Origin of the sequence: Cupriavidus sp. IK-TO18, assembly GCF_015549295.1 — a bacterium.
Taxonomy (GTDB): Bacteria; Pseudomonadota; Gammaproteobacteria; order Burkholderiales; family Burkholderiaceae; genus Cupriavidus; species Cupriavidus oxalaticus_A.
On sequence record NZ_JADGMP010000025.1, the window covers coordinates 104,867 to 129,626 of the forward strand.

The following is a 24,760-nucleotide window of genomic DNA, read 5'->3' on the forward strand; positions in this document are numbered from 1 at the left end:
AGGAGACAACATGACAACGATTCTGGGAGTCCCGCTACAGGGGCTGTTGGGGCAACTCGTGCTCGGGCTGGTAAACGGCTCGTTTTACGCGATTCTCAGCCTCGGGCTTGCCGTGATCTTCGGCATGCTCAACATCATCAACTTTGCCCACGGCGCGATGTTCATGGTGGGCGCATTCGTCGCCTGGGCGGGCCTGGAGTATCTCGGCGTCAGCTACTGGTGGTCGCTGCTGGCGGCGCCGGTGCTGGTAGGGCTGATGGGTATCGCCATCGAGCGCGGCCTGCTGCGGTGGCTGTACAAGCTCGACCACCTGTACGGGCTGCTGCTGACCTTCGGGCTGGCGCTCATTATCGAAGGCCTGTTCCGCTTCCAGTTCGGCGTCTCGGGGCAGCCGTATTCGATTCCCGACGAGGTGGCCGGCGCCTTCAACCTCGGCTTCATGATTCTGCCGAAATACCGCGCGTGGGTCATCGGCGGCTCGCTCACAGTGTGCCTGCTGACCTGGTTCACGATCGAGAAGACCCGCCTCGGCGCCTACCTGCGCGCCGCCACCGAGAACCCAAGCATTACCCAAGCCTTCGGCATCAATGTGCCGGTGATGGTGATGATGACCTATGCCTTCGGCGTGGGCCTGGCCGGGCTGGCCGGCGTGCTGGCAGCACCGACGGGGCAACTAAGTCCGCTGATGGGGTCGAACCTGATCATCGTCGTGTTCGCGGTGGTGGTGATCGGCGGCATGGGTTCCATCCTTGGCGCGATCGTCGCCGGACTGGGACTGGGCGTGGTCGAAGGACTGACCAAGGTGTTTTATCCAGAGGCGTCGGCCACGGTGGTTTTCGTGATCATGGTCATCGTACTGATGGTTCGGCCGGCAGGCCTGTTTGGCAAGGAAAAGTGAGGTCAAGTATGAAAATGAGAAATCTTGGCTACGGAGTCCTGCTGCTGGGCGCGCTGGCGGCCCCGGCGGTGCTCTATCCGGTGATGCTGATGAAGGTTCTGTGCTTCGCCTTGTTCGCCTGCGCCTTCAACCTGCTGCTCGGCTATACCGGCCTGCTCTCGTTCGGCCATGCGGCGTTCCTGGGCACCGCGGCCTATATATCGGGCTATGGCATGAAGACCTGGGGGCTCACCCCGGAACTCGGCCTTCTGCTCGGCACGGCCGTCTCGGCTGCCGCGGGCTTTGTCGTCGGGGCGCTCGCTATTCGCCGACAGGGCATCTACTTCGCGATGATCACGCTTGCTTTGGCACAGATGTTGTACTTCCTGTTCCTGCAGGCGCCGTTCACAGGCGGCGAGGATGGCATGCAGGCCATTCCGCGAGGCAGGCTGTTCGGCCTGCTCGACCTGGCGTCGGACCTGCGCATGTACTACTTCGTTCTGGCGATCTTCCTGTTCACCTTCTGGCTGATCCACCGCATCATCCATTCGCCTTTCGGCCAGATTCTGAAGGCGATCCGCGAGAACGAGGCGCGCACCACTTCGCTGGGCTACGACGTCGCGCGCTACAAGCTGCTGGCCTTCGTCCTCTCGGCGGGCCTGGCCGGCCTTGCCGGGGCCACCAAGACCCTTGTCTTTCAGTTCGCCACACTGACCGACGCGCACTGGCACACCTCCGGCGAAGTCGTACTGATGACGCTGTTGGGCGGCCTTGGCACTGCCTTCGGCCCGGTGGTGGGCGCGGGCATCGTGGTCGCCATCCAGAACGCCTTGGCGGACAAGGTCGGTTCCATGATCACCGTGATCATGGGGAGCATCTTCGTCGTGTGCGTGCTTGCGTTCCGCCGCGGCATCGTCGGCGAGTTGAACGCGTTGTGCCAGAACATCGTGGGCAACCGCCGCGTCCGGCCCGCACCGCGCCACGCTGCCGTGCCGGCACCAAGTCATGACGAAACGCCCGCCGGAGCGGGCGTGCATGCCCGGCGCGTGGAAGGAAAGGCATGAAATCAAGCGCTGAACGGAACACCCCATATATATCCCCACAGTAGAGGAGACACAGGATGAACAATCGCATCAAGCTGCTTTCGCTCGCCGCGCTGCTGGCGGCCTCGACGGCGCAGGCCGAGATCACGGGCGGCGTGGTCCGGATCGGCGTGCTCAACGATCAGACCGGAGTTTATGCCGGGCTGGCCGGTCCCGGTTCGGTCTGGGCCGCGAAGAAGGCGGTCCAGGACTTTGCGCCCGAGAAGCATGGTCTGAAGGTGGAGATCGTGGCCGCCGACCACCAGAATAAGCCGGACGTCGGGGCGAGCATCGCCCGCCGCTGGTTCGACGTGGACAAGGTGGACGCTATCGTCGACGTGCCGACCTCGTCGGTCGTCCTGGCGGTCAACCAGGTGGCCAAGGAGAAGAACAAGGTGATGATTGTCACCGGCGGCGGCACCTCCGACCTCACCGGCAAGGCCTGCACGCCCAACGCGATCCACTGGGCCTACGACACGTGGGCACTGGCGAATGGGACTGGTAAGGCGGTTGTCAAGTCGGGGGGCAAGAGTTGGTTCTTCGTGACTGCCGACTACGCCTTCGGCCACTCGCTCGAACGCGACACCGAGGCCGTTGTCGCCAAGAACGGTGGCAAGGTCCTCGGCAAGGTCCGGCATCCTTTCCCGGGCAACGATTTCTCCTCCTACCTGCTTCAGGCTCAGGCCTCGAAGGCGCAGGTAGTGGGCCTGGCCAACGCCGGGGGCGACACCATCGGCGCGGTCAAGCAGGCCGCCGAGTTCGGCGTGACCGCCGGCGGTCAGAAGCTGGCAGGCCTGCTCGTCTTCAGCAGCGACGTCCAGGCGCTCGGCCTCAAGGCTGCACAGGGCCTGTTGCTGAGCGAGACCTGGTATTGGGATATGACCGACGAGAACCGCAGGTTTGGCAAGGAATTCGCCGCCGCCAACAACGGCAAGTTCCCGACCATGGCGCAGGCGGGTACGTACTCGGCTGTGATCCACTACCTGAAGGCAGTAACGGCGATGAAGGCGGATGGCGACGGCGGCGCCGTGGTAGCGAAGATGAAGGCGATGCCCACCGACGACAAGCTGTTCGGCAAGGGCAGCATTCGCGAAGACGGCCGGAAGATCCACCCGCTCTATCTGTTCGAGGTGAAGAAGCCGTCGGAATCGAAGTATGCGGGCGACTTCTACAAGCTCATCGCCTCCATTCCCGCCAACGAGGCGTTCCGGCCGATGGAAGAAGGTAGCTGCCCGCTGGTTGGGAAGAAGACGTCATGAAGATCACCTGTCGCGAGACGACGCCCGAGGCGAGCGCCAGCTTCCGGGAGGCCATCGACCTCGGCATCGAAGGGCTGGGCTACGCCCTCACCGAGCGCAATGGCCGAGACCGCCCTGTTATCAGAACTTCCTCTCACGCCTGTTGCGGGCCGCCCTGGCCGACGGCAACTCGCTGGCGTTCGACCGCCACGTACGGCTGCCGCCTATTGCCGGCAGCCCGGCGCGACTGAACGTCCGCGCCATTCTCCGGGCCTCGCCAACGTTACAGCGGGCGAGGCCCGGGGAGCATGCTTTTCGCCGTCTCGATGAAAGCCGTCATCAGCGGCGTTGGGGTGCGCTGGCTATAGCCGAGCATGATCTCGACTGTTGGTTGCCGGCCTTTGATCGGCTTGTAGACGACGTGGTCGAACTTCATCTGCCGGACCGATGCCGGCACGAAGCCAATGCCCGCACCGGAGCTGACCAACCCGACCAGCGTGTAGACCTGCCCCACTTCAGACACGACCTTCGGCACGAAACCCGCCGACGCGCACATGCGCATGTTCATGGCGTGGAAGTCCGGCGCCGCCTCGGGCATGTACATGATGAAGGGCTCCTGCGCGCAATCCTTCAGCGAGATTGACTCCGCGTTCGCGAATGGGTGCCTTGCCGGCACAGCCAGCACGAACGGCTCTTCGAGGATGGTTTCCCACGTCACGTCCTCGAGGTCGGGCACGGGCCGCATGAAGGAGATATCCGCGTCACCCCGCCGCAGCGCTTCTGCCTGTTCAACGACCGGAAACCAGCGCAGCAGGATTTCCACGGAGGGAAAACGCTCCCGGTAGGCGCGCAGGATGGGCGGCAGCAGCGTATAGGACGTGTGCTCGAAGAAGCCGACCGTCAGCCGGCCAGTCTCACCGCGATGCGCGCGCTGCGTCTGGATGACCGCACTCTCGGTAGCGCGCAGGATCTGCCGCGCCTGCTCCAGGAAAATGCGACCCGCCTCGGTCAGCTCCACGTGCCGACGCGAGCGGTTCAGCAGTGTCACATCCATCTCCTCCTCGAGTTGGCGGATCTGCAGGCTCAGCGGCGGCTGGGCGATGTGCAGGCGCTCGGCCGCCCGCGTGAAGTTGAGTTCCTCGGCGACGGCGATGAAGTACCGGAGGTGGCGAAGATCCATCGCTATATCCTGTAAGTATAAAAGAGCGATTAATTATATATTGGACGCTAGTTTGCGCAATCCCTACGATTCCATGCATACCCCGCTCCGCGCTCCACCCCGAGGTCCGCAAGGCTGGCAGCGAAGACCGGAGAAGCCAATGTATGCATGGAGACAAAACTATGGATTCCAGACTGATCGATGATGCGCTCGATCGCATCCTGCAACGCATCGATGCGACGATCGCGCAGGACGAGGCGGGCTTTCCGCACTATGGCAATCCGGCCGACGGCACCTGGACACGCTCCCCGGCCGGCGACTGGACCGGCGGCTTCTGGGTCGGGATGCTGTGGCTGGCTGCCTTGCGCACTGGCGATCAGAAGTACCGCGACAGCGCCCGCATGTGGTCCGCACGGCTGGCGCCGCGGGTGGCGTCGAAGTCGGTGTTCAAAGGATTCCTCTTCTGGTACGGCGCGCAACTCGGCGGCTCGCTGCTGGCCGATCCGCAGGCCGCGCGGCTCGCCCTCGACGGCACGCGTGGCCTGGCGGAAATGTACAGCGAAGCGGCCCGCCTGATCCCGCTCGGCACCGAGGCCGAGGAGGCTTCCAGCGTGGGGACGAGCGAGGCCAACATCGATGCGATTCCGGGCACCGTGGCGCTGCTGCTGCGGCACGACGCCGCTCTCGGTACGGGCGAGATCGGCCGCCAGCACCTGCGCCAGCACATTGCCCTGTGCGTGCGGGAGGATGGCTCGGTTTGCCAGTCCGCCACATTCAACGCTGCCGATGGCTCGCTCGTGAAGCGCTACACGCACAAGGGCATCCATGACAGCAGCACGTGGGCCCGCGCCCAGGCGTGGGGCATGCTTGGCCTCGCACAGGCGCTGTCGTGCGGCGAGCAGGCGTTCAAATCCGACGCGATCCGCGTGGCAGATTGGTGGGTCGCGCACCTGCCCGCCGACCGCGTGGCCTTCTGGGATTTCGACGATCCCGCCATCCCGCACACTAACCGCGACACCTCGGCCACCGCCATCGCCGCCGCCAGCCTGCTCAAACTGGCCGCGCTTGTCCCGGAGCGCGCGGCGGTCTACCGCCAGGCTGCCGTCAACAGCATCGAGCAAGTCGTGACCCGCTTCCTGACCCCGATCGGTCCAGGCGATGAACGGCAGCCTGGCATCCTCACCGGCGGCTGCTTCAACAAGCGCAATAACGTCGCCTTAGACAACGAACTGGTTTGGGGCGACTACTTTCTCCTCGAATCCCTGCTCATCCTCGCGAGCAGGATCGACGCCACCCAGGTCTGAACCCCAATCCACTTCCGGAGAACCCACATGTCCGACATCAAGATCCCGCACGAAGGCAACGTATCCACCCTTATTGGCACGCACACCAGCTACACCCGCACCCTCGGCGAGTACGACATCTATGCCTTCGCCGGCATCAGCGGTGACAACCACCCCAACCACATGGACGACGAATACTGCAAGCGCATGGGCTTCGGCGGCCGCATCGCGCAGGGCGCCATGATGGTCGGTTTCATCGCCGGCGCCGTGACCAAGTATCTCGACATGATCCAGCGCCCGGCGGTCTCCTACGGCTACGACAACGTGCGCTTCACCAAGCCCGTTCGCATCGGAGACACCCTCACCGTGAACTACCGCATTGCCCGCGCCGACGACGAGAAGAAGCGCCTGTGGGCTGAGGCAACGCTAATCAACCAGCGGGGCGAGACGGTCTGCGTCGGTACCCACATCATCCATTTCCAGGCCTGAGCCCGGGCTGCGAGCGGCGAGAAAGGTGAGAGATCGCATGAGCAAGATCTGTACTGCGGCGCAGGCCGTTTCAGATATCCGGCCCGGCCAGAGCGTGGGCAGCGTGGGCGTGATCGGCTGGCTGACGCCGGACGCGTTGTTCCAGGCGCTGGCGCAACGCTTCCACGAGACTGGGTCGCCTCGTGACCTGACGTTCTTCTTCCCGGTCAGTGTCGGCGACGGCATTGGCATCCGCGGCATGGATCACGTAGCAGTCGAAGGGCTGATGAAGCGGATCGTGTCGGGCAACTTTACCAACGCGGTGAATCCGGCCACCGGCAAGCGCCCGGAGTTCATGCGCCTGATCCGCGAGAATCGGGTGGAAGCCTATTGCTGGCCGATCGGCGCCACCATGCACTGGCTGCGCGAAGTCGCCCGGCGCAGCCCAGGCTACCTGACCCGCATCGGCCTCGGCTCCTACATCGACCCGCGCCAGCAGGGCGGCAAGTACACGGCGCGCGCCACCGACGACCTGGTGCGGGTGCAGGAGCTGGACGGCAAGGAATACCTGTTCTATCCGAGCTGGCCGCTCGACGTGGGGTTCCTGCGTGCCACCAGTGCCGACGAGGACGGCAACCTGAGCTTCGAGGACGAGCCGATCACGTCGTGCGCGCTGGCCATGGCGCTGGCGGTGAAGGCGTCAGGCGGCACCGTGATCGCACAGGTGCGCAAGCTGGTGCCGCGCCACGCCCGGCCGGCGCACGCGGTGCGGATTCCCGGCGTGCTGGTGGATCGCGTCGTGGTGGAACCCGACGCCATGATGACCACCGACATCCGGTACGACGATGCCTATCTCGGCGGCCAGCTTTTCGACGGCCGCGCCTCGGACCGCCTGCCGCCCGGCGCCGACAAGGTGATCGCCCGGCGGGCGGCTCGGGAAATCAGGCCCGGCGAGGTCAGCATCTTTGGCTTCGGTGCTTCGTCCGACGTGCCCACGGTGATGATGGAAGATGGCCTGTTCGCCGACGGCGGCCTGCGTCGCTACAGCTTTACCACCGAGCACGGCCCCTTCGGCGGCGTCGTGATGAGCGGCTGGCAATTCTCCGCCAACAAGTATCCGGAGGCCTTGATCGACGGCCCTTCGCAGTTCGACTTCATCGACGGCGGCAACTGCCCGATGGCGGCGCTGGCCTTTGCCCAGTTCGACCGGGCCGGGAACATCAACGTCAGCCGCTTCGGCGCGGCCAATCCGGGGCCGGGCGGCTTCATCGACATCGCCTACAACGCGCGCAAGCTGCTGTTCACCGGCACCTTCACCACCGGCGGCCTCGCCGCCGACACCACCGACGGCTTCCTGTCGGTCGGGCGTGAGGGGAGCGTGCGCAAGTTCGTCGAGCGCGTGGATGAGATCACCTATCCACTGGGGCGCAACGTGACCGAGCGCGGCCAGGAGGCCAAGGTCATCACCGAGCGCGCAGTTTTCTCAGTGGCGGCAGACGGACTGGTGCTGGAGGAGGTTGCGCCCGGTGTAGACGTCAGGTCCCAGGTACTAGACCTGATGGCCTTCCCTCCGGTGCGCATGGCGGAGCCGCTTCCGCGCATGGACCCGACGCTATTCCGCGCCTGACGCATCGACCTATCTACGAGGAAAACATGGCTGTCATCAACTACCTGACTACCGTCCACATCGACTTCGGCGCCATCCGGATGCTGGGGGCCGAGCTGCAGCGCCTGGGCATCCAGCGACCGCTGATCGTCACCGATCGCGGCATCCGCGCCGCCGGTATCGCCGACAAGGTGCTCGACGCCCTGGGCCCGGATTGCACTCCCACCGTCTTCGAGGACACCCCTCCCAACCCGACGGAAGCCGCCGTGTCCGCCGCGACCGGCCTTTACCTGGGCAACGGCTGCGACGGCATCGTGGCCGTGGGCGGCGGATCGCCCATGGACCTGGGCAAGGCCACCGCGCTGCTGGCGACCCACCCGGCACCGCTGCAGACCTACGCGGCGGTGGAGGGCGGCGCGAGCCGGATCACCAGCCGGGTCGCCCCGCTGGTGGCCATCCCGACAACCGCGGGTACCGGCAGCGAAGTGGGCCGGGGCGCGGTCATCGTCATGGAGTCCGGCCGCAAGCTCGGCCTCCTTAGTCCGTTCCTGCTGCCGAAGCTCGCCATCTGCGACCCGGAACTGACGCTGGGCCTGCCGCGGGCCCTGACCGCCGCGACCGGCATGGACGCCATCGCCCACTGCATCGAGACCTTCCTGTCGCCGGCCATCAACCCGCCCGCCGAAGCGATCGCCCTGGACGGTCTGCGCCGCGGCATAGCCAATATCGGCAAGGCCACCGCCGACGGCTGCGACCGCGACGCGCGCTGGAACATGATGATGGCCGCCATGGAAGGCGCGCTGGCCTTCCAGAAGGGGCTGGGCGCGGTGCATGCACTGTCGCACCCGCTGGGCGCGGTGCCCGGCGTCTCGTTGCACCACGGCACGCTGAATGCCGTGCTGCTGCCGGCCGTGCTGCGCTTCAACAAGCCGGCGACCGAAGCCAAGCAGGCCGCACTTGTCCAGGCCATGGGCCTGCCCGCCGGCGGGGACCCGGCTCAGGCCATCAGCGAACTCAACGCCCGTCTCGGCTTGCCGGCTGGTCTCGGCGCCATGGGCGTGCCGCGTGACGTGTTGGAGGACATCGCGGTCGCCGCCACGAAGGACCACTGCCACGCCACCAATCCCCGCACTGCCACGGTCGACGACTACCTGGCGATGCTGCAGGAATCGTATTGAGGAGAAAGACGATGTCATACATCGCAGAACACCACGAGATTATCCGGCAGGCGGTGCGCCGTTTCGCCGAGGAAGAGATCGCACCGGTCGCCCACCGGTTGTGGGAAGAGGAGAGTTTTCCCTACGAGATCTGGCGCCGGGCCGGCGAACTGGGCTATATCGGGCTGCCGTACCCCGAAGCCTGGGGAGGCAGCGGCGGCGACTGGCTTGGCTTCGCCATTGCGCTGGAAGAGATCGCCCGCGTCGATTGCGCCGTGGCGGTAGCCATCATGGCCAACTCCACGGCGGCCAGCCTGCTTAACAACTACGGCACCGACGGCCAGAAGGCGCGCTTCCTGCGGCCGATCCTGGCGGGCACGCAGGTCGGCTGCATCGGCCTGACAGAGCCGAACGCCGGCTCCGATGCCGCCAATATCCAGACCCGCGCCGTGCTGAAGGATGGCTGCTGGGTTATCAATGGCGCCAAGACCTTCATCAGCAACTCGGGTTCCGAGATCACCGGCCCGATCGTCATTGCGGCGGTGACGGGAACCCGGCCCGACGGCCGCAAGGAGATTTCGAACTTCATCGTGCCGAACGGTACGCCCGGCTTCAGCCATGGCAAGAAGCTGCACAAGATCGGCTGGCGCGGATCGACCACATTCGAGCTGTTCTTCGAGGACTGCGCCATTCCTGCCGAGCACCTGCTCGGCGAGGTCGGGGCCGGCCTCCGGCAGACCCTGTCACAGGTGAGCACCGGCCGCATCCTGATCGGAACGCTGGGCCTGGGCATCCTGCAGGGCTCGCTGGAACGTTCTGTCCGCTACATGAGCGAGCGCACAGCGTTCGGCAAGACGCTCGACCAGTTCCAGTCGCTGCAGTTCAAGCTGGCCGACATGGCGACCCACGCGCACGCTGCCCGCCTGATGCTCTACGACGCCGCGGTGGCCAAGGACGAGGGCCGGCCCTACGATCGGCAGGCCTCGATGGCAAAGCTCTTCGCAACCGAGAAGGCCATGGAGGCGGCCCACCAGGCCGTGCAGATCCACGGCGGCAACGGGATCATGACGGAGTACGCGGTATCGCGCGCGTTCGGGGATGCCAAGGTGCTCGAGATCGTTGAGGGGACCTCCGAGATCCAGCGGATGATCATCTCCCGCGACGTAATGCGCTGACGCACGGCTGCAGCCAGTGAGGCAATCCATGGAACACGTCGAACACAGCGCGGATGGGCTGGAGCGCAGCCCGGTCAACTTCGTGCCCCTGACGCCGATCTCCTTCCTGCGCAGGACGGCCGAGGTCTACCCTGAGCGTACAGCCATCGTCTACGGCGAGCGCCGCACGAGCTGGCGGGCAATGCTGGAGCGCAGCCGCCGCCTCGCGTCGGCGCTGGTGGCCGCCGGCGTCAGGACTGGCGATACGGTAGCCGTGATGGCCGCCAACACGCCGGAGATGCTGGAGATGCATTTCGGCGTGCCCATGAGTGGCGCCATGCTGAACACGTTAAACGTGCGCTTGGACGCGGCCGCCATCGCCTTCATGCTCAGGCACGCGGATGCAAAGGTGCTGGTCACCGACACGGAGTACGCTGACGTAGTCGAAGCCGCACTGACGCTGCTCGACGACAAGCCGCTGGTGATTGACATCATCGATCCCGCCGTCGAAGGGGGCCGCAGGCTGGCGGAGATCGAATACGAGGGCTTCCTGGCCGGGGGCGATCCGCACTGGGAGGGCGGCGAGCCTGCCGACGAATGGCAGGCCATCGCCCTCAACTATACCTCCGGCACCACAGGCAACCCAAAGGGCGTGGTCTACCACCATCGCGGCGCCTATCTGGCTGCGCTGTCGAACATGCTCGACTGGGGCATGCCCCGGCACGCCGTTTTCCTGTGGACGCTGCCGCTGTTCCACTGCAATGGCTGGTGCTTCGCCTGGACGCTGGCTGCCAACGCCGGTACCAGCGTCTGCCTGCGGCGGGTGGAGGCTGCCGCCGTGCTCGATGCGATTCGCGCGTGCCAGGTCACGCATTACTGCGGGGCGCCGATCGTGCATGCGATGCTTGCCCACGCACCCGAAGCGTGGAAGGCGGGCATCGACCATCCGGTCCACGGACTCATCGGCGGCGCCCCCCCGCCGATCCCGGTGATCGAAGGCCTGATGCGCATGGGGATCAGGATCACCCAGATCTACGGGCTGACCGAGGTCTACGGCCCCGCTGCGGTTTGCGTGGAGCAGCCCGAATGGGAGGAACTCGGCATCGGTGCGCTGGCGGAACGAAAAGGACGGCAAGGCGTCCGCTACACCGCACAGGAAGGCATGGCCGTGCTGCATCCCGAAACCCTTGTGCCGGTGCCGTGGGACGGGAAGACCATCGGCGAAGTCATGTTCCGCGGCAACATGACGATGAAGGGCTACCTGAAGAACCCCGAGGCCACGGCGGAAGCTTTTGCCGGCGGCTGGTTCCACTCGGGTGACCTCGCAGTCGTCTGCCCGGATGGCTATGTACAGATCCGGGACCGTTCCAAGGACGTCATCATTTCGGGCGGAGAGAATATCAACTCACTGGAGGTTGAAGAGGTGCTCTACCGGCACCCTGCGGTGCGCGTGGCAGCCGTCGTCGCCCAGCCCGACGAGCGTTGGGGGGAGACGCCATGCGCATTTGTCGAAGTCGTCGATGGCGCCAGGGTTGGCGAGCGCGAACTGATCGAACATTGCCGCGCCCATTTGGCACACTTCAAGGCGCCGAAGAAAGTAGTCATCGGCCACCTTCCCAGGACGTCGACCGGCAAGATCCAGAAGTTCCTCCTCAGGCAACGAGCAAGCTCCGGCGCTCCCTGGCCCGGCCACGTACCGGCGTGACGTCCCCCGTGAATGTGTTTCGGTGGCCGGCCGAGCCTGCTCTCCACGTTCGGGATATCCGAGAGCGCCCGGTCGTGGCGGAGCAGAAGACTCTGCATTGGGAGCGAAGACCGGTTGACCGACCGCCTTGGCGACATCTTGCGCGAGATGCGTGACTGGCGCGGTACTACAGCACGGCAGGCACGGTCGGTATATCGTTCAGACTTGCGGCACGCTCCTTGTCGAGGGCTCTGCTCGGCCCGGTACGCGCCATCGGCGAGGAGCAATCGTGCCGTAGTCATTCGGGCAATCCGGCCAGCCGCAGCCCCTCCGCAAACTGGGTCAGGTCTTCTGGGCGACGGATCGGAAGCCAGTCCTTGAGATTGGAGACGCGGAGTGACGGATCGAGCGTGCGCAGGCGCTGCATCGCCTCCTTCGCTTTGTCCATGCGGCCAGCGAGCGCATGACTCGCCGCCAGAATGCCGGCCGGGGCAAGGAAACTCGGTAGATTGCATTTGGCCCTTTCGGCCCAATCCGAAGCGGCGTCGAATCGTCCCGCGAAGAAATGCGCCAGCGCCATCCCAGCCTGCATCCTGAACATTTCCGGATCCAATGGACTCAAGCGAACGGCACGCGCCAAATACTTAATCGCAGCGTCTGTTTCACCGCGACAAGCGTGCAGGCACCCACACAGGGACCATGCAGGTGCGTGGTTCGGATTAAGCAGCAAAGCTCTGTCGAACAGGGCGATACCGCCGTCGAGGTCGCCGGTCAGATGCCCAAGTGCATGAGCTCCTCTCGTGAGCGCCACAGCATCGTCCCGGCCGAGCTCCACCGCCAGTCGGGCCAGGCGAGTGCCCTCGGCAATCTCCCGGGGCTGATCGGTCATCCAGCCATTCATCTTGCGCCAGATATAACACCAGGCCGCCATGCCATAGGCCGATGCGAAATCCGGATCGAGCTCGGTGGCCTTGTAGAACAAGGGCAGCGCCGCCTCGATTGATTCGCGCGTTCCGCTGTGCACCTGCGCGGTGCCGCGAAGGTAATAGTCGTAGGCGCACAGGTTCTCCGTCGGCTTGCGCTTGGCACGCTCGATCTCCGCCCGCTCGAGCTGCGGCGCGATGGCGCCGACCACGCTTTCCGCAACCTGGTCCTGCAGTTCGAAGATGTCGTCCAGCGTGCCTTCGAAGCGCTCCGCCCAGAGATGTGTCCCGGTCCTGGCATCGATGAGCTGCCCTGTGATGCGCACCTTGTTGCCGGTCTTGCGCATGCTGCCTTCCAGCACGTAGCGCACGCCAAGCTCGCGACCAACGTCCTTCACCTCGACTGCGCGGCCCTTGTAGGTGAAGCTTGAGTCGCTCGCGATGACGAACAGCCAGCGTATGCGCGACAACGCAGCGATGATGTCCTCCACCACGCCGTCGGCGAAATACTCCTGCTCGGGATCGCCGCTCAGGTTCTGGAAGGGCAATACGGTAATGGAAGGTTTACCCGGAAGGAGGAGCGCGGACGGCGGCTCCCTCGATTCTCTGGAGATGTGTTCGCCGATCTCGCCGACGAAGCGGAAACCCTTGCGGGCGACAGTCCTGACCAAGCGCTGTTCCCCGCCGGTGTCGCCAATGGCCTTGCGAACCGCATTGATGTGACTGGTGATCGTCGATTCCGAGACGATTCGGCCGCGCCATACCGCCTGCAGCAGGTCGTCCTTGCTGACGACACGGTCGCGGTTCCTGACGAGATGCAGCAGTAGATCGAAGACCTGCGGCCCGACAGGTACGACTTTCGCGCGATGCGAAAGCTCCCGGCGTTCCGGGTCGATCACGTAGTCTTCAAACACGAACTGCACTTGACATCCCCTGGCCGATCCGGCTCCCAGGTGGGGGCAACTGGTGAATTCCCTCCATGGATGATACTGCAACCGGTGGTGAGAGCATCTCATCCCGATCGGGCAATGCTTGGACGAAGAACCAAGCTCTCCTGCAGAGAAATTCAAGGTGAAGGCAAGGACCTCCCAGGATCGCGCGGGCAATCTCCATGCACATCGACGGCAACGGTTTGCGTCGAGAAACGGAGAGAAACATGAAGATTGTCGTCATCGGGTGCACCGGCTTCATCGGAACGAAGCTTGTGGAGGACCTTCGCAAGCGCGGCCATGAGGTGCTCGCAGCCGTCCATGACACCGGCGTCCACACCATCACCCGCGAGGGCTTGGCCAAAGCGCTCGACGGCGCCGAGGTCGTCGTCGATGTGGCGAATGCGCCAGTATGGGAAGACGAGATGGCCCTCGAGTTTCTCGAGCGATCGGGCCGCAACCTCCTGGCTGCGGGCGCTGCCGCCGGCGTACGCCACCATGTCGCCCTGTCGATCGTTGGTAGCGAACGGCTTCCCGACTGCGGCTATTTCCGGGCGAAGGTCGCGCAGGAGAGCCTCATCAAGGCGTCCGGCATTCCCTACACCATCGTGCGTGCGACGCAATTCTACGAGTTTGTCGGCGACATTGCCCAGTCGGCTGCCCCGTTGGACACCTTAGGCAAGGAGATTCGCTTGTCGCCGGCGCTGATCCAGCCGATCGCGTCAGCGGACGTGGCAGCGGCGCTTGCCGAGGTTGCAGTCGCGCCGCCAGTCAACGGCACGGTCGAAGTCGCCGGTCCGGAGGCGATGCCACTGGACGAACTGGTCAGGCGCTTCCTGCGGGCGACGCAGGATACGCGCAAGGTCGTGCCGGACGTCCACGCGCGCTACTTTGGTGGCCTCCTCTCCGATCGGACGCTCACACCCGGGGAGAACCCCCGCATCGGCGCGATCCGGTTCGAGGACTGGCTCGTTCGCTACCAGGCTAAGTCCTGCTTCGCCATGCAGTCCCCTCTTTTGGCGACTGCCGGTGCGGACAACTCGGAGGCGCTTGCATCGAGCTTCGCGACGAGCTATCCCGGAGTCGTCGCCTTCATCACCGTCGTGGCCGAAGGCGGCTTTTCCAAGGCCGCTGACCGGCTCGGGATCACTCGTTCCGCGGTCAGCCGCTGCATCCAGAAGCTGGAGGCGCAGGTCGGCTTGCGTCTGTTGAGTCGGACGACGCGCAGCATTTCGCTCACGGGCGAAGGCGAGATCCTTCATGCCCGCTGCCAGCCCAGCGTCGCTCTCATCACAGAGGCGATGGAGGACCTGCGCGATCTGCGCGACGGTCCGCCGCGAGGACGCCTGCGGGTCTCCGCTTCCGTGGGTTTCGGCCGCAAGGTGGTCGCGCCGCTGCTGTGGGCCTTCCAGGAAAAGTACCCCGACATCGAGATCGAGCTGCACCTGAGCTGCGTCGCGAGCGACTTCACGTCGGACCGCATCGACGTCTCGTTTCTCAACGGACGCCTGGCCGACTCCCGGATCGTCGCGAAACGGATCGTCCCGATGCAGACTTTGGTGTGCGCCTCGCCCGCGTATGCGGTAAGGCGCGGTATGCCCGAGTCGCCGGACGCGTTGATGCAGCACGACTGCATCAACGTCCGTCTGCCGTCGGGCCGCGTCTACGAATGGGAGTTCAAGGTGGAGGGGGGATTGCGAAAGCTGACTCCGCCATCGCGCATCATGTTCAACGATGACGGGCTCGTGCTGGAGGCCGTCCTCCAAGGCAAAGGCATCGCTCAGTTGGGCGGGTACCTGATCTGCGATTTGCTGCGCGAGGGGAAACTGGTTCACTCCATGCCACAGTACGCACCCGATGACCAGGGCCACTACATCTGCTACCTGAGCCGTCAGCACCTGCCGTCGCGCATCCGCGTGTTCGTCGACCACATGACGGCAGCGATCCGGGCGCTGGACCTTCAATGCGCGGGTGCTTTCTCACTAACGCCTGAGGATCGACAGGTCGCCTTGGCACCATTGGTGCCCCTGCGGGATCAATAGACTTGGCAAGACGACTGACAACGCGCGCGGAGAGCTTCAATGAGCGGCTGCGCCAGGAGTGGACGACGCCAGGGCCAAGATCTCTGCCTGGCGGACCCGCCACAACGAGAGTCGACCCCACTCTGCGCCGGACTGGGCCACCCCACCGAATTCGCCCGCCGATGCGAGGGCGAGGCAATCACAGGTCACCGCGCGGTGGGCTTCGCGAGCCGGGCGACGACCTCGTCGGTCGTCCACAGCGCGTTGGCGATGTAGCGGAAATTGATCAGCGCGCTGAGATTGCCGTCGCCCTCAGGCAGCTTCGGGGCCGCGACCGCATCACGCACAATGGCCACCTCGAAGCCCTGCTCCGCAAACTCACGCAAGTGGGACTCCACGCACAGGTTGGCCAGCATCCCGGCGAGGACGATCTTGGTGACCCCCTGCTTGCGAAGCTGGAACGCGAGATCGTTGGTCTGCGGGCTGTAGAGCTTGTGGGGCGAAGCGACGATCGTCTTACCGTCCTCGATGTAGCGCTTGAACTCGGGCATGAAGTCCGCGCCCGAACCGCGGAACCCATCCAGGCTCAGTGCGCTGGGCCTGTCGAAGATCTTGATCTTGTGCTGGAAGAGCTCGGCGGGGGCCTGGAACTTCCATTGGTGGTCGTGCGGGTAGTAGTAGTGAGGCGAGATCGCGACGACGATGCCCGCCCTCTTCGAGGACTCGAACAGGCGCAGCAGGTTCGGCACGAGCCGTTTCTCGGTGACGGCTTCACCCACAGCGGACCAAGCGGCTCCCTTCGGGCTCATGAAGTCGATCTGGGGATCGATCACAACCAGGGCGGTGCGTTCCAGATCGAGTGTCATCGTGGGAACGGGCATGGCGCGCTCGGTCGGATCGGTGTACTGCGCCGGTTGTACCAGATGTGGATGTGCCGTGGCGGTTGCGATGCTTGCAACGGCCATCGCAAGCGCGGCCGTCAACCGAAGCGTGGCGCGAGCAACGCATCGGTAGTCACGGTTCTTGAAAGGCTCCGACGACTGCTGTTGGTAGTTACTGCGTTGGGTCATGTTGGTTCCTCGGACTGGGGTGGACAACGAACACGCCGCGAGGGTCTCGATCCGATGCATCGATGCTGACGTGATGCGTTGAAATCTAGAAGCAAATGCCCGCCTGCACTAGGGACTGGGTATGGACAAATCTGTTGATCGCGAAGTACCAATCGCGCTCAGCCAGAGTCCGTCAAGAATGGGCCGGCGCATTTGAAGATCCTGTCGCGCGGATGGCTAAGCTCGGTGAACGACCCAGCGGCACGCGCCGGATGCGTTGCCGCGACATTGGTGAAGATCCGGCAACATCGAATTGCCCGTGATGCATATCGCGCGGCGAGGAGTCCATGGCTAGACTGATCGCGTCTCCACTCAGATCTATACCCATGAAGATTGATCCCGCGCCAACACGGCCTAGCTTCGCTCGAGTCACGCGCCGTCAGTTGTTGGTCATTGGGGCAGGCACTGCAGCAGCAGCGGCTTTGCCATTCGCAGCGTACGCTGCGCCTACTGCGCCGAATGGCGCTGAAACTCCGGAAGGAAATCCGCCCATGAGCTATGTCACCACCAAAGACGGGGTCCAGATCTTCTACAAGGATTTGGGTCCCTCCAATGGCACTCCGATCGTCTTCTCGCACGGATGGCCTCTGAGCTCCGACGATTGGGACGCGCAGATGATGTTCTTCCTCTCCAAGGGCTATCGTGTCGTCGCGCACGATCGGCGCGGGCATGGCCGCTCGGCGCAAGTCTGGAACGGCCACGACATGGATCACTACGCCGATGACCTCGCCGCGGTCGTGAACCATCTCGACCTCAAGGGCGCGATCCACATCGGCCACTCCACCGGCGGCGGCGAGGTCGTGCGCTATCTGGCTCGCCACGGCGAGAAGCGGGCCGCGAAGGCCTGCCTCATTAACGCCGTGCCGCCGCTGATGGTCAAGACCGCGTCGAATCCCGGCGGCCTGCCGAAGGACGTGTTCGACGGCCTGCAAGTGCAGACGGCCACGAACCGGGCGCAGTTCTACCGCGATATTCCCGCCGGGCCGTTCTACGGCTTCAACCGGCCGGGCGTGAAGCCGCAGGAAGGCATCATCCAGAACTGGTGGCGCCAGGGGATGATGGGCAGCGCCAAGGCGCACTACGACGGCGTCGTCGCGTTCTCGCAGACCGACTTCACCGACGACCTGAAGAAAATCGGACTGCCGGTGCTGGTAATGCACGGCGACGACGACCAGATCGTCCCCTACGCCGATTCCGCGCCGCTGTCGGCCAAGCTGCTGAAGAACGGCACGCTGAAGACCTACAAGGGCTTCCCGCACGGCATGCCGACAACGCACGCGGACGTCATCAACGCGGACCTGCTGGCTTATATCAAGGCCTGATTGCGTCGAATCAGTCGGCACCGTCGATGGCCGGTCGACCCTTTAGGGGAGGCCATCGACGCGACTCCCACTCTGGACGTCCAGTCCTCCCTCCTGAAGACGCTCCGCTGCCCCCCCTTTTTGCCCACATTGCCATGACCAAACTGACTCATGCCAACGGCGCCCCCGTTGTCGACAACTTCAACATCGAGACCACCGGCGCGCGCGGCCCCGCGCTGCTGCAGGACATCTGGCTGCTCGAGAAGCTCGCCCACTTCGACCGCGAGGTGATCCCCGAGCGGCGCATGCACGCCAAGGGCTCCGGCGCTTTCGGCCACTTCACGGTGACGCACGACATCACGGTGTACTCGAAGGCCAGGCTCTTTTCCGGCGTCGGCAAGAAGACGGACGTCTTCGTGCGCTTCTCCACCGTGGCCGGCGAGCGCGGCGCGGCGGATGCCGAGCGAGACATCCGCGGCTTCGCGGTGAAGTTCTATACCGAGGAAGGCAATTGGGACCTGGTGGGCAACAACACGCCCGTGTTCTTCCTGCGCGACCCGCTGCGATTTCCCGACCTGAACCACGCAGTCAAGCGCGACCCGCGCAGCAACCTGCGCAGCGCCCAGAACAACTGGGACTTCTGGACGCTGCTACCCGAGGCGCTGCACCAGGTGACCATCGTGATGAGCGATCGCGGCCTGCCCGATGGCTATCGCCACATGCACGGTTTCGGCAGCCACACGTTCAGCCTCATCAACGCGGACAACGAGCGGCGCTGGGTGAAGTTTCACCTGCGCAGCCGGCAAGGCATCCGTAACCTCACCGACGCACAGGCCGCCGCGATCGTCGCCAACGACCGCGAGAGCGCGCAGCGCGACCTGCTCGAGGCGATCGACGGCGGCGACTTCCCGCGCTGGACGTTGTGCATCCAGGTGATGAGCGAGCAGCAGGCGCAGGTCTGCCCGTTCAATCCCTTCGACCTCACCAAGGTCTGGCCGCACGGCGACTACCCGCTAATCGAGGTGGGTGTGCTGGAGCTCAACCGCAACCCCGACAACTACTTCGCCGATGTGGAGCAGGCGGCGTTCTCGCCCGCCAACATCGTGCCGGGCATTGGCTTCTCGCCGGACAAGATGCTGCAGGGGCGGCTCTTCAGCTACGGCGATGCGGTCCGCTACCGGCTAGGCGTGAACGCGCACCAGATTCCGGTGAACGCCCCGCGCTGCCCGGTGCACAGCTATCACCGCGACGGCGCGATGCGCGTGGACGGCAACCAGGGCGGGCTGCCCGGCATCGTGCCCAACAGCCGCGGCGAGTGGGCCGACAGCCCGCGGCTGGCGGAGCCGCCGCTGGCGCTCTCGGGCGCAGCCGCGCACTGGGACCATCGCGCGGACGAGGACTACTACTCGCAGCCGGGGGCGCTGTTCCGACTGATGTCGCCCGAGCAGAAGCTGCAGCTCTTCGACAACACGGCGCGCGCGCTCGGCGGCGCGAGCGAGGACGTGCAGCAACGGCATATCCGCAATTGCACGATGGCCGATCGCGCCTATGGCGCAGGGGTTGCCGAGGCGCTGAAGAACCGCTAGTCAGGGACCGGAACCTCCAACACCCCTCCACACTGGAACTGAGCCTCCTACCGCGCGAGCGGCTTCATCCGATCGGCCGCTACGGCCGACCTGACACTGACAGTTGACCTCACGTCAGCCATGGTCGACGACTGTCGCGGAAGAAGGCCGCCCAGCGCAGAGTTCATCTCTCGCCGTCGCGAGAAGTCCTAACGAGAAAATCGTGAATGTAGTCGGAAATAAGTTCGGGGTGTTGGTGCTGTGGTGCGTGCCCCGCTTCAGAGAAGAAGATGAATTGTGCTTGTCGCATCTTCCCGATCAAAGGAAACCAGTTCTGCCCAGCGGTGCTCGTATCGTGGTCTCCTGCGATTACCAGGATCGGCACATTCACCTGCCCCATGCGATCGCGCCGGTGCTCCTCATCCTTGTGGAAGCCCTCTGCCGCCGTAAAGTACGGCGCCAACTCGTCGGGCCTGGAGGGTATCCTGGAGGTAACGTCAGCCCTTGCGTAGATGCGTTCGTGAGATGCCTTGGCCTCGGCACGGCTTGCCTGGGAGGCGGGCTCGAAAAACAAAACCTCCTCATCCGCCAGATCGTTCACAGGCTTGAATGCACGATCGAGAAACACCTGCTGCAGTGGGATCTCGTTATGTCCGGGTGGGTTGGTTCCGATGAGGATCGCCTGAGTAACGCGTTGCGCGTGGTCCAGAAGATAGGTCTGAGCCACAAGTCCTCCCCACGACCAGCCGAGGATGACGAAACGATCGGCCTCGATTGCATTGGCGAACTCATCGATGAACTTCGACGCCGATGCCATGGAGTCGGGCAGTTTGCCAGTCGAGTAACCGATGCCGGGATAGTCGACGGTGACGACGGTGTACCGCGACGCTAGTCCGTCAAGAAACAACGGATCCCATGTGTCGAGCGTCCCCCGTAAGCGGTTGGCGAGAATGATCGTCGGTCCCTGCCCGATCTTGCGGTAGGCAATCCTGTCGCCCTCGACCGTCACGTAGGACGTCGGGGCGGTCCCCGCGGAGACCGCGGCATCGGCGGCAGCCGCGTGGCCCGCAGTGGGGAGAACACCGAAGGCCGGCATGCGTTGGGCGAACAAACGCTTCATGACTGCATCTCCTGGAAAGTTGGTGGCTATCTCACCACCGGATCATTGGGAGTGGCTTGAGCGGGTGCAGGACGGCGTGCCGGCATGTCAGTCAAGAAGACAGCGGTGGAATCCGGCGTTGGGAAACAGCGCTAATACGTCGGCCAGAAATCCTTTCGGAATCGGTTGGGCGAATAGCCTCGGCTGTCCTTGTTCTGGCTGGCTCATCACAAGGGCAACAGAGATTCAGGGGGTGACCGTCAGTCGGTGGGAGCGGCGGATACGCATCGCCTGGACCGTCGCGCCAGTCAGATAGACGAGGAAGCCGATGCCAACCATCGCCTTCAGTGTCGGATCTTCCGGACCGCTGAAGGCCGGATTGCCGATCGGGATGCGCGTGCCGGTCTCCGTCAATCCTGGGATCAGATGGAAGAACAGCGTAAGCGAGTAGCCCAGTACGGCCAGGTAGCGTGCTACGCCCGCTTCCCTATGTCGCTCGCAGGCACTGGCAATGGCGAGCACTGCCAACGTCAGGATTGACAGTGCATGGGGCGGCCCGAATCCGCCATGGCGGAAAATAAAGAGCCCGGTGAATGCCGTCGCTGCCGTCAGCCATATATAGAGCCGGCCGGATCGCGTCCTCATCTCGATTTCGCCGTGCTTAAACAACGCCACCAGACCACACGCCACTGCCACCAGGGCAATCGAGGTGTGGAGTATTCCGAGCGGACTGAGGTTGAGCATGATGGCACTCCGGGTTCGCCTGCTTAGACGCCGTGGAGAATCCGTATCGGCAGCACGTCTGCGCGAGCGGGGGGAATAATCAGGAGCGAACGAAAGCCAACAGGTCGGCGTTAATCGTCTCGGCATGCGTGGTAGGCATGCCATGTGGGAATCCCTTGTATGTCTTCAGGATGCCATTGCGCAACAGCTTTGCCGAAAGGGGTGCGGAGTCGGCATAGGGCACAATCTGGTCGTCGTCGCCATGCATTACCAGCGTCGGCACAGTGATCTTCTTCAGGTCCTCCGTGAAATCGGTCTGTGAAAAGGCGACGATGCCGTCGTAGTGCGCCTTGGCGCCACCCTGCATGCCCTGGCGCCACCAGTTTCCAATCACCCCTTCGTCCGGCTTGATGCCCGGCCGGTTGAAGCCATAGAAGGGACCAGCAGGGATATCGCGGTAGAACTGTGCCCGGTTGTTTGCAACCTGCGCCTGGAAGCCGTCGAAGACTTCCTTTGGCAATCCGCCCGGATTGGCTTGCGTCTTCACCATCAACGGCGGCACAGCGGCGATCAGGACTGCCTTCGCCACGCGGCTATCGCCGTGTCGCGCTAGATAGCGCACGACTTCACCGCCGCCGGTGGAGTGGCCAATGTGAATGGCGTTTTTCAGGTCCAGATGGGCAGTCAGCATTGCCAGGTCGTCGGCATAGTGATTCATGTCGTGGCCGCTGGCGATCTGCGTGGACCGGCCGTGGCCACGCCGGTCATGCGCAATTACACGGAATCCATGGTTCAGGAAAAACATCATCTGCGCGTCCCAGTCGTCCGCGCTCAGCGGCCATCCGTGGGAAAAGACGATGGGCTGGCCACTGCCCCAGTCCTTGTAAAAGATGTCGACACCATCCTTCGTCCTGACTGTTTGCATGGCATTCCCTCCTTGTTGTTTGCCCCTGCTCGCCGGGGCGGTCGCGTTGGTGGCGGCGTCCGCCGGTCGAGACATCGTGAACAATGCCGCCACTGACGCGACGGCCTTCAGGACGCCACGGCGCGTCGCTGTCATCACCGACCCATTTTCGTCGTTCATTTTGCGCTTCCCCTTGCGTCCGGTCAGTACGGTCCCCTATCGAGGGTGCTGCTCATCCAGCCATTCCCTTGTCGAGATGACGCGGGCATAGGCAAACCTGAGCGCGGCCATGAAGGCCGCGTGGGCCTGCGCGGCCGGCACCTCGACGCCTTCGAACTCCAGATCGCGCGACGCGCATGCGTCATGCGCATCGCCGCGATCAGTGCAGCCGCGTTGTCGGCCGCCCGATCCATCTGCGAGAGCGTCCACCGGCCACCCGGGAAGTAGTCGTTCTGAATATCGATGACGATAAGTGCGCGCCTGGACATAGTATTCCTCGCTATGAACGTCTTCTGTCGCTCCGGCGATCGGTGCAGGAGGCACCTTCCCGGAGGTTAGGGAGAAAATCGGCGCTCCCCCGCAAGCGGCGATCTCAGGATTGCTTACCGTGGCACGCCGCCCGCGCCACCCAGCGCCGAACACAACTCCGCGGTCGTGACGATGGCGTGGGCGAACGTTGGTCCGTTGATCTCATGCGCGGCATGCATGGCCTCCGCCGAGAACGCTGCCGTGGCATCGCGCACCAGCGTCACGTGATAGCCGAGTTCCGTCGCAAAGCGTCCTGTCGCCTCGATGCAGGTATTGGCCAGCATCCCGACCAGAATGACCTTCTGGATACCATGCTGCTTAAGTTGCAAGTCAAGGTCGGTGTTGGCAAAGCCGCTGCCGCCCCAATGTTCGTGAATGATGATGTCTCCGGGAAGGGGCTCGAAATCCGGATGCCACTGGCCTCCCCAGCTTCCCACGGCAAAAACCTGCGCACGGCTGGCGCCCAACTGGTATGGGCTGGGATGCCTCCACGTGGAGAAGTCACCAGACCTCGCGCGATGATGTGGCACATAGAACACCTGGATGCCCCTTGCGCGGACGATGGTTACCGTCCTTTTCAGGTTGGCCAGTGTGCCGACCTGGTCGGCTACCGGCTTTGCCCGGCCGTTGAGCTTGCCGCCCTCACTGAGGAAATCGTTGTAGGGATCCACAAGCAGCAATCCTGTGGAAGCCGCGGGATACGTCCCTGGTTGGCTTGATTCCGTCATGGTCTCCCCTTCGCATCCATTTGCTGCTAATCATTTCTTGAAACCTTGGTCCCCGGCTACGTAAAATCGGCAAATGTCGCCTGGACTTGCATGGCAACCCGCCGTGAAGGGCCGCCCAGGGAGCAATCCATTGACGAAGCTGGTCTGCCCGGAGTTCGACGAATTCGAGGCGGCGCTTTACGGCGTCCAGGGAAGGTATGTCTTGCGGTCCCGGCCGCAGCGAGACTGGCAGCTCAAGGTGATCGACCTCGATGGCGTGGCGATCATGATGGGCCGGGAGGGCGCCTCCACGGCCTATTCGGGTATCGGCATGCCCGACTACTTCAATATCTTCGTGCCGTTGAGTGCACAACAATGCACCATTGTCGATGGCCATGCCTTCGACGAGCGCACGGTCGGCTGGATGGCGCCCGACCAGATGTTCCACATCGTTGCGGAGCGGGCGGCAAGCTGGCTGACGGTGGCGATATCGGCGCCATTGGTCCTGCACTGGGTCCACACGCACGTCGACGAGTTTGACGCCACGCTGCTCTCCAACAATCTGGTCTGCACCGGTCGAAACGGCGTGCCGCAACTGCTGGCAACGATTCGGCGCATCTTGCGCGTCGAGCGCGACGACCCTGACCAATTGCGCCATCCGGCCGCCACGCTCACGGCTCGCGCCGAACTGATCAACCTCGTGTTTCGCGCCGTGCTGACGGTCGACGATGGCGCGACCCATCTCCGGCTCAAGCCACGTCATCGTCAGATCCTGAGCAGGGCGCTGGGCTACCTCAAGTGCGTGGGGGAAACGACGGTCCTTGTGGACGACCTCTGCGCGGCTGCCGATGCATCCGAACGCACGGTTCGCAACGTGTTTCATCGATACCTTGGCATGGGACCGCATCGCTACCTAGCGCTGTACCGCATGCATGCCATTCGCGCAGCCCTCTGCAATGCGAGGCCGGGCGATACGGTATCCGCGATCTGCGGACGATTTGGTGTCTGGGACTTTGGCCGGTTCGCCGCGCTCTATCGCGCCCACTTTGGCGTTCTCCCATCGCAGACGCTTCGACAGCGCCGGCGTGGATGAGGGGGAGAATGTGGATAGGTTGGGGGCACCAGCGGACGGGCGACTGCAATGCGAGATAGCAGGCGCAAACGTCTCCAATACGCCGTGGTATATGGCGAACCTGACATAGAGCGGACCGTGGGCCTGGACAACGGCGATCCCTTTATCATG

Annotated in this window: 23 protein-coding genes; 15 read left to right on the forward strand and 8 right to left on the reverse strand. The window is 64.1% G+C overall.

All coding sequences use genetic code 11. The features are described 5' to 3' along the window. Nucleotides 1–10: 10 nt before the first annotated feature. The 4 genes from IPF36_RS18310 to IPF36_RS18325 are packed head-to-tail and all read left to right on the forward strand — an operon-like array spanning nt 11 to nt 3,448. On the forward strand, nt 11–898 hold the full coding sequence (locus IPF36_RS18310; protein ID WP_135706407.1) for a branched-chain amino acid ABC transporter permease: 888 nt from the start codon (nt 11–13) through the stop codon (nt 896–898). A 14-nt stretch (nt 899–912) separates the two neighbouring features. Further along, nucleotides 913–1,941: a branched-chain amino acid ABC transporter permease gene (locus IPF36_RS18315; protein ID WP_133098107.1), complete on the forward strand. Its 1,029-nt coding sequence runs from the start codon at nt 913–915 to the stop codon at nt 1,939–1,941. A gap of 56 nt (nt 1,942–1,997) precedes the next feature. Next, a complete protein-coding gene (locus IPF36_RS18320) occupies nt 1,998–3,218 on the forward strand; it encodes an ABC transporter substrate-binding protein (protein ID WP_195429458.1) in 1,221 nt (406 codons plus the stop codon). Continuing rightward, nucleotides 3,215–3,448: a hypothetical protein gene (locus IPF36_RS18325; RefSeq protein WP_133098046.1), complete on the forward strand. Its 234-nt coding sequence runs from the start codon at nt 3,215–3,217 to the stop codon at nt 3,446–3,448. Before IPF36_RS18320 ends, IPF36_RS18325 begins: the two co-directional genes overlap by 4 nt. Before the next feature lie 32 nt (nt 3,449–3,480). On the opposite strand, the gene IPF36_RS18330 is transcribed toward IPF36_RS18325, so the two are convergent. Continuing rightward, nucleotides 3,481–4,377, reverse strand: coding sequence for a LysR family transcriptional regulator (locus IPF36_RS18330; protein ID WP_133098045.1), 897 nt, complete (start codon nt 4,375–4,377; stop codon nt 3,481–3,483). Between the two features lie 161 nt (nt 4,378–4,538). On the opposite strand from IPF36_RS18330, the gene IPF36_RS18335 reads away from it, so the two are divergent. The 6 genes from IPF36_RS18335 to IPF36_RS18360 are packed head-to-tail and all read left to right on the forward strand — an operon-like array spanning nt 4,539 to nt 11,729. After that, nucleotides 4,539–5,660 (forward strand): glycoside hydrolase family 88 protein, encoded by a 1,122-nt coding sequence (locus IPF36_RS18335; protein WP_195429460.1) that lies wholly within the window; start codon nt 4,539–4,541, stop codon nt 5,658–5,660. Nucleotides 5,661–5,687: 27 nt separating this feature from the next. Beyond that, nucleotides 5,688–6,128 carry a MaoC/PaaZ C-terminal domain-containing protein gene (locus IPF36_RS18340; protein ID WP_133098043.1) on the forward strand — a complete coding sequence of 147 codons (441 nt, stop codon included), beginning with the start codon at nt 5,688–5,690 and terminating at the stop codon, nt 6,126–6,128. A gap of 37 nt (nt 6,129–6,165) precedes the next feature. After that, the gene (locus tag IPF36_RS18345) at nt 6,166–7,734 is read left to right on the forward strand and encodes an acyl CoA:acetate/3-ketoacid CoA transferase (protein ID WP_195429462.1); all 1,569 of its coding nucleotides are present in this window, start codon (nt 6,166–6,168) and stop codon (nt 7,732–7,734) included. 26 nt (nt 7,735–7,760) lie between these two features. Next, entirely contained in the window at nt 7,761–8,891 is a 1,131-nt protein-coding gene (locus tag IPF36_RS18350; RefSeq protein WP_195429464.1) for an iron-containing alcohol dehydrogenase, read from the forward strand. Between the two features lie 11 nt (nt 8,892–8,902). Next, nucleotides 8,903–10,045, forward strand: a complete 1,143-nt coding sequence (locus tag IPF36_RS18355; RefSeq protein ID WP_195429466.1) for an acyl-CoA dehydrogenase family protein — start codon at nt 8,903–8,905, stop codon at nt 10,043–10,045. 28 nt (nt 10,046–10,073) lie between these two features. Then, complete coding sequence (locus IPF36_RS18360; protein WP_135706401.1) at nt 10,074–11,729, forward strand: acyl-CoA synthetase; 1,656 nt, start codon at nt 10,074–10,076, stop codon at nt 11,727–11,729. 277 nt (nt 11,730–12,006) lie between these two features. On the opposite strand, the gene IPF36_RS18365 is transcribed toward IPF36_RS18360, so the two are convergent. Continuing rightward, nucleotides 12,007–13,554 carry a winged helix-turn-helix domain-containing protein gene (locus IPF36_RS18365; RefSeq protein ID WP_133098038.1) on the reverse strand — a complete coding sequence of 516 codons (1,548 nt, stop codon included), beginning with the start codon at nt 13,552–13,554 and terminating at the stop codon, nt 12,007–12,009. Between the two features lie 233 nt (nt 13,555–13,787). On the opposite strand from IPF36_RS18365, the gene IPF36_RS35095 reads away from it, so the two are divergent. Together IPF36_RS35095 and IPF36_RS35100 are read left to right on the forward strand one after the other, a co-directional pair. Next, nucleotides 13,788–15,602 carry a LysR substrate-binding domain-containing protein gene (locus IPF36_RS35095; RefSeq protein WP_368671171.1) on the forward strand — a complete coding sequence of 605 codons (1,815 nt, stop codon included), beginning with the start codon at nt 13,788–13,790 and terminating at the stop codon, nt 15,600–15,602. Nucleotides 15,603–15,660: 58 nt separating this feature from the next. Further along, nucleotides 15,661–15,867: an integrase core domain-containing protein gene (locus IPF36_RS35100; protein WP_133098037.1), complete on the forward strand. Its 207-nt coding sequence runs from the start codon at nt 15,661–15,663 to the stop codon at nt 15,865–15,867. Here the strand turns inward: IPF36_RS35100 and IPF36_RS18385 are convergent. Then, nucleotides 15,788–16,462: an isochorismatase family cysteine hydrolase gene (locus IPF36_RS18385; protein ID WP_243737083.1), complete on the reverse strand. Its 675-nt coding sequence runs from the start codon at nt 16,460–16,462 to the stop codon at nt 15,788–15,790. The genes IPF36_RS35100 and IPF36_RS18385 overlap by 80 nt on opposite strands. Before the next feature lie 719 nt (nt 16,463–17,181). On the opposite strand from IPF36_RS18385, the gene IPF36_RS18390 reads away from it, so the two are divergent. Continuing rightward, on the forward strand, nt 17,182–18,012 hold the full coding sequence (locus tag IPF36_RS18390) for an alpha/beta fold hydrolase (RefSeq protein WP_133098035.1): 831 nt from the start codon (nt 17,182–17,184) through the stop codon (nt 18,010–18,012). A gap of 134 nt (nt 18,013–18,146) precedes the next feature. After that, nucleotides 18,147–19,577 (forward strand): catalase, encoded by a 1,431-nt coding sequence (locus IPF36_RS18395; protein ID WP_195429469.1) that lies wholly within the window; start codon nt 18,147–18,149, stop codon nt 19,575–19,577. A gap of 163 nt (nt 19,578–19,740) precedes the next feature. On the opposite strand, the gene IPF36_RS18400 is transcribed toward IPF36_RS18395, so the two are convergent. The 5 genes from IPF36_RS18400 to IPF36_RS18420 all read right to left on the reverse strand — a co-directional run bounded on the left by IPF36_RS18400 (nt 19,741) and on the right by IPF36_RS18420 (nt 23,538). Continuing rightward, nucleotides 19,741–20,676 carry an alpha/beta fold hydrolase gene (locus IPF36_RS18400; protein ID WP_195429471.1) on the reverse strand — a complete coding sequence of 312 codons (936 nt, stop codon included), beginning with the start codon at nt 20,674–20,676 and terminating at the stop codon, nt 19,741–19,743. A gap of 225 nt (nt 20,677–20,901) precedes the next feature. Continuing rightward, entirely contained in the window at nt 20,902–21,399 is a 498-nt protein-coding gene (locus IPF36_RS18405; RefSeq protein WP_133098032.1) for a hypothetical protein, read from the reverse strand. A gap of 79 nt (nt 21,400–21,478) precedes the next feature. Continuing rightward, nucleotides 21,479–22,303 (reverse strand): alpha/beta fold hydrolase, encoded by an 825-nt coding sequence (locus tag IPF36_RS18410; RefSeq protein ID WP_133098105.1) that lies wholly within the window; start codon nt 22,301–22,303, stop codon nt 21,479–21,481. Nucleotides 22,304–22,498: 195 nt separating this feature from the next. Beyond that, the gene (locus tag IPF36_RS18415; RefSeq protein WP_368671172.1) at nt 22,499–22,711 is read right to left on the reverse strand and encodes a hypothetical protein; all 213 of its coding nucleotides are present in this window, start codon (nt 22,709–22,711) and stop codon (nt 22,499–22,501) included. 173 nt (nt 22,712–22,884) lie between these two features. Further along, complete coding sequence (locus IPF36_RS18420; RefSeq protein ID WP_195429473.1) at nt 22,885–23,538, reverse strand: cysteine hydrolase; 654 nt, start codon at nt 23,536–23,538, stop codon at nt 22,885–22,887. 130 nt (nt 23,539–23,668) lie between these two features. On the opposite strand from IPF36_RS18420, the gene IPF36_RS18425 reads away from it, so the two are divergent. Next, the gene (locus IPF36_RS18425) at nt 23,669–24,610 is read left to right on the forward strand and encodes an AraC family transcriptional regulator (RefSeq protein ID WP_133098030.1); all 942 of its coding nucleotides are present in this window, start codon (nt 23,669–23,671) and stop codon (nt 24,608–24,610) included. Nucleotides 24,611–24,760 lie beyond the last annotated feature (150 nt).

Excerpts from the sequence above, each read along its gene's own strand:
- IPF36_RS18335 (WP_195429460.1), top strand. The coding sequence starts at position 4,539 with ATGGATTCCAGACTGATCGATGATGCGCTCGATCGCATCCTGCAACGC.
- IPF36_RS18340 (WP_133098043.1), top strand. The coding sequence starts at position 5,688 with ATGTCCGACATCAAGATCCCGCACGAAGGCAACGTATCCACCCTTATT.
- IPF36_RS18410 (WP_133098105.1), bottom strand. The coding sequence starts at position 22,303 with ATGCAAACAGTCAGGACGAAGGATGGTGTCGACATCTTTTACAAGGAC.
- IPF36_RS18390 (WP_133098035.1), top strand. The coding sequence starts at position 17,182 with ATGAGCTATGTCACCACCAAAGACGGGGTCCAGATCTTCTACAAGGAT.
- IPF36_RS18420 (WP_195429473.1), bottom strand. The coding sequence starts at position 23,538 with ATGACGGAATCAAGCCAACCAGGGACGTATCCCGCGGCTTCCACAGGA.
- IPF36_RS18355 (WP_195429466.1), top strand. The coding sequence starts at position 8,903 with ATGTCATACATCGCAGAACACCACGAGATTATCCGGCAGGCGGTGCGC.
- IPF36_RS18320 (WP_195429458.1), top strand. The coding sequence starts at position 1,998 with ATGAACAATCGCATCAAGCTGCTTTCGCTCGCCGCGCTGCTGGCGGCC.
- IPF36_RS18405 (WP_133098032.1), bottom strand. The coding sequence starts at position 21,399 with ATGCTCAACCTCAGTCCGCTCGGAATACTCCACACCTCGATTGCCCTG.
- IPF36_RS18350 (WP_195429464.1), top strand. The coding sequence starts at position 7,761 with ATGGCTGTCATCAACTACCTGACTACCGTCCACATCGACTTCGGCGCC.
- IPF36_RS18385 (WP_243737083.1), bottom strand. The coding sequence starts at position 16,462 with ATGCCCGTTCCCACGATGACACTCGATCTGGAACGCACCGCCCTGGTT.
- IPF36_RS18400 (WP_195429471.1), bottom strand. The coding sequence starts at position 20,676 with ATGAAGCGTTTGTTCGCCCAACGCATGCCGGCCTTCGGTGTTCTCCCC.
- IPF36_RS18330 (WP_133098045.1), bottom strand. The coding sequence starts at position 4,377 with ATGGATCTTCGCCACCTCCGGTACTTCATCGCCGTCGCCGAGGAACTC.
- IPF36_RS18345 (WP_195429462.1), top strand. The coding sequence starts at position 6,166 with ATGAGCAAGATCTGTACTGCGGCGCAGGCCGTTTCAGATATCCGGCCC.
- IPF36_RS18360 (WP_135706401.1), top strand. The coding sequence starts at position 10,074 with ATGGAACACGTCGAACACAGCGCGGATGGGCTGGAGCGCAGCCCGGTC.
- IPF36_RS35095 (WP_368671171.1), top strand. The coding sequence starts at position 13,788 with ATGAAGATTGTCGTCATCGGGTGCACCGGCTTCATCGGAACGAAGCTT.
- IPF36_RS18310 (WP_135706407.1), top strand. The coding sequence starts at position 11 with ATGACAACGATTCTGGGAGTCCCGCTACAGGGGCTGTTGGGGCAACTC.
- IPF36_RS18325 (WP_133098046.1), top strand. The coding sequence starts at position 3,215 with ATGAAGATCACCTGTCGCGAGACGACGCCCGAGGCGAGCGCCAGCTTC.
- IPF36_RS18315 (WP_133098107.1), top strand. The coding sequence starts at position 913 with ATGAGAAATCTTGGCTACGGAGTCCTGCTGCTGGGCGCGCTGGCGGCC.
- IPF36_RS18395 (WP_195429469.1), top strand. The coding sequence starts at position 18,147 with ATGACCAAACTGACTCATGCCAACGGCGCCCCCGTTGTCGACAACTTC.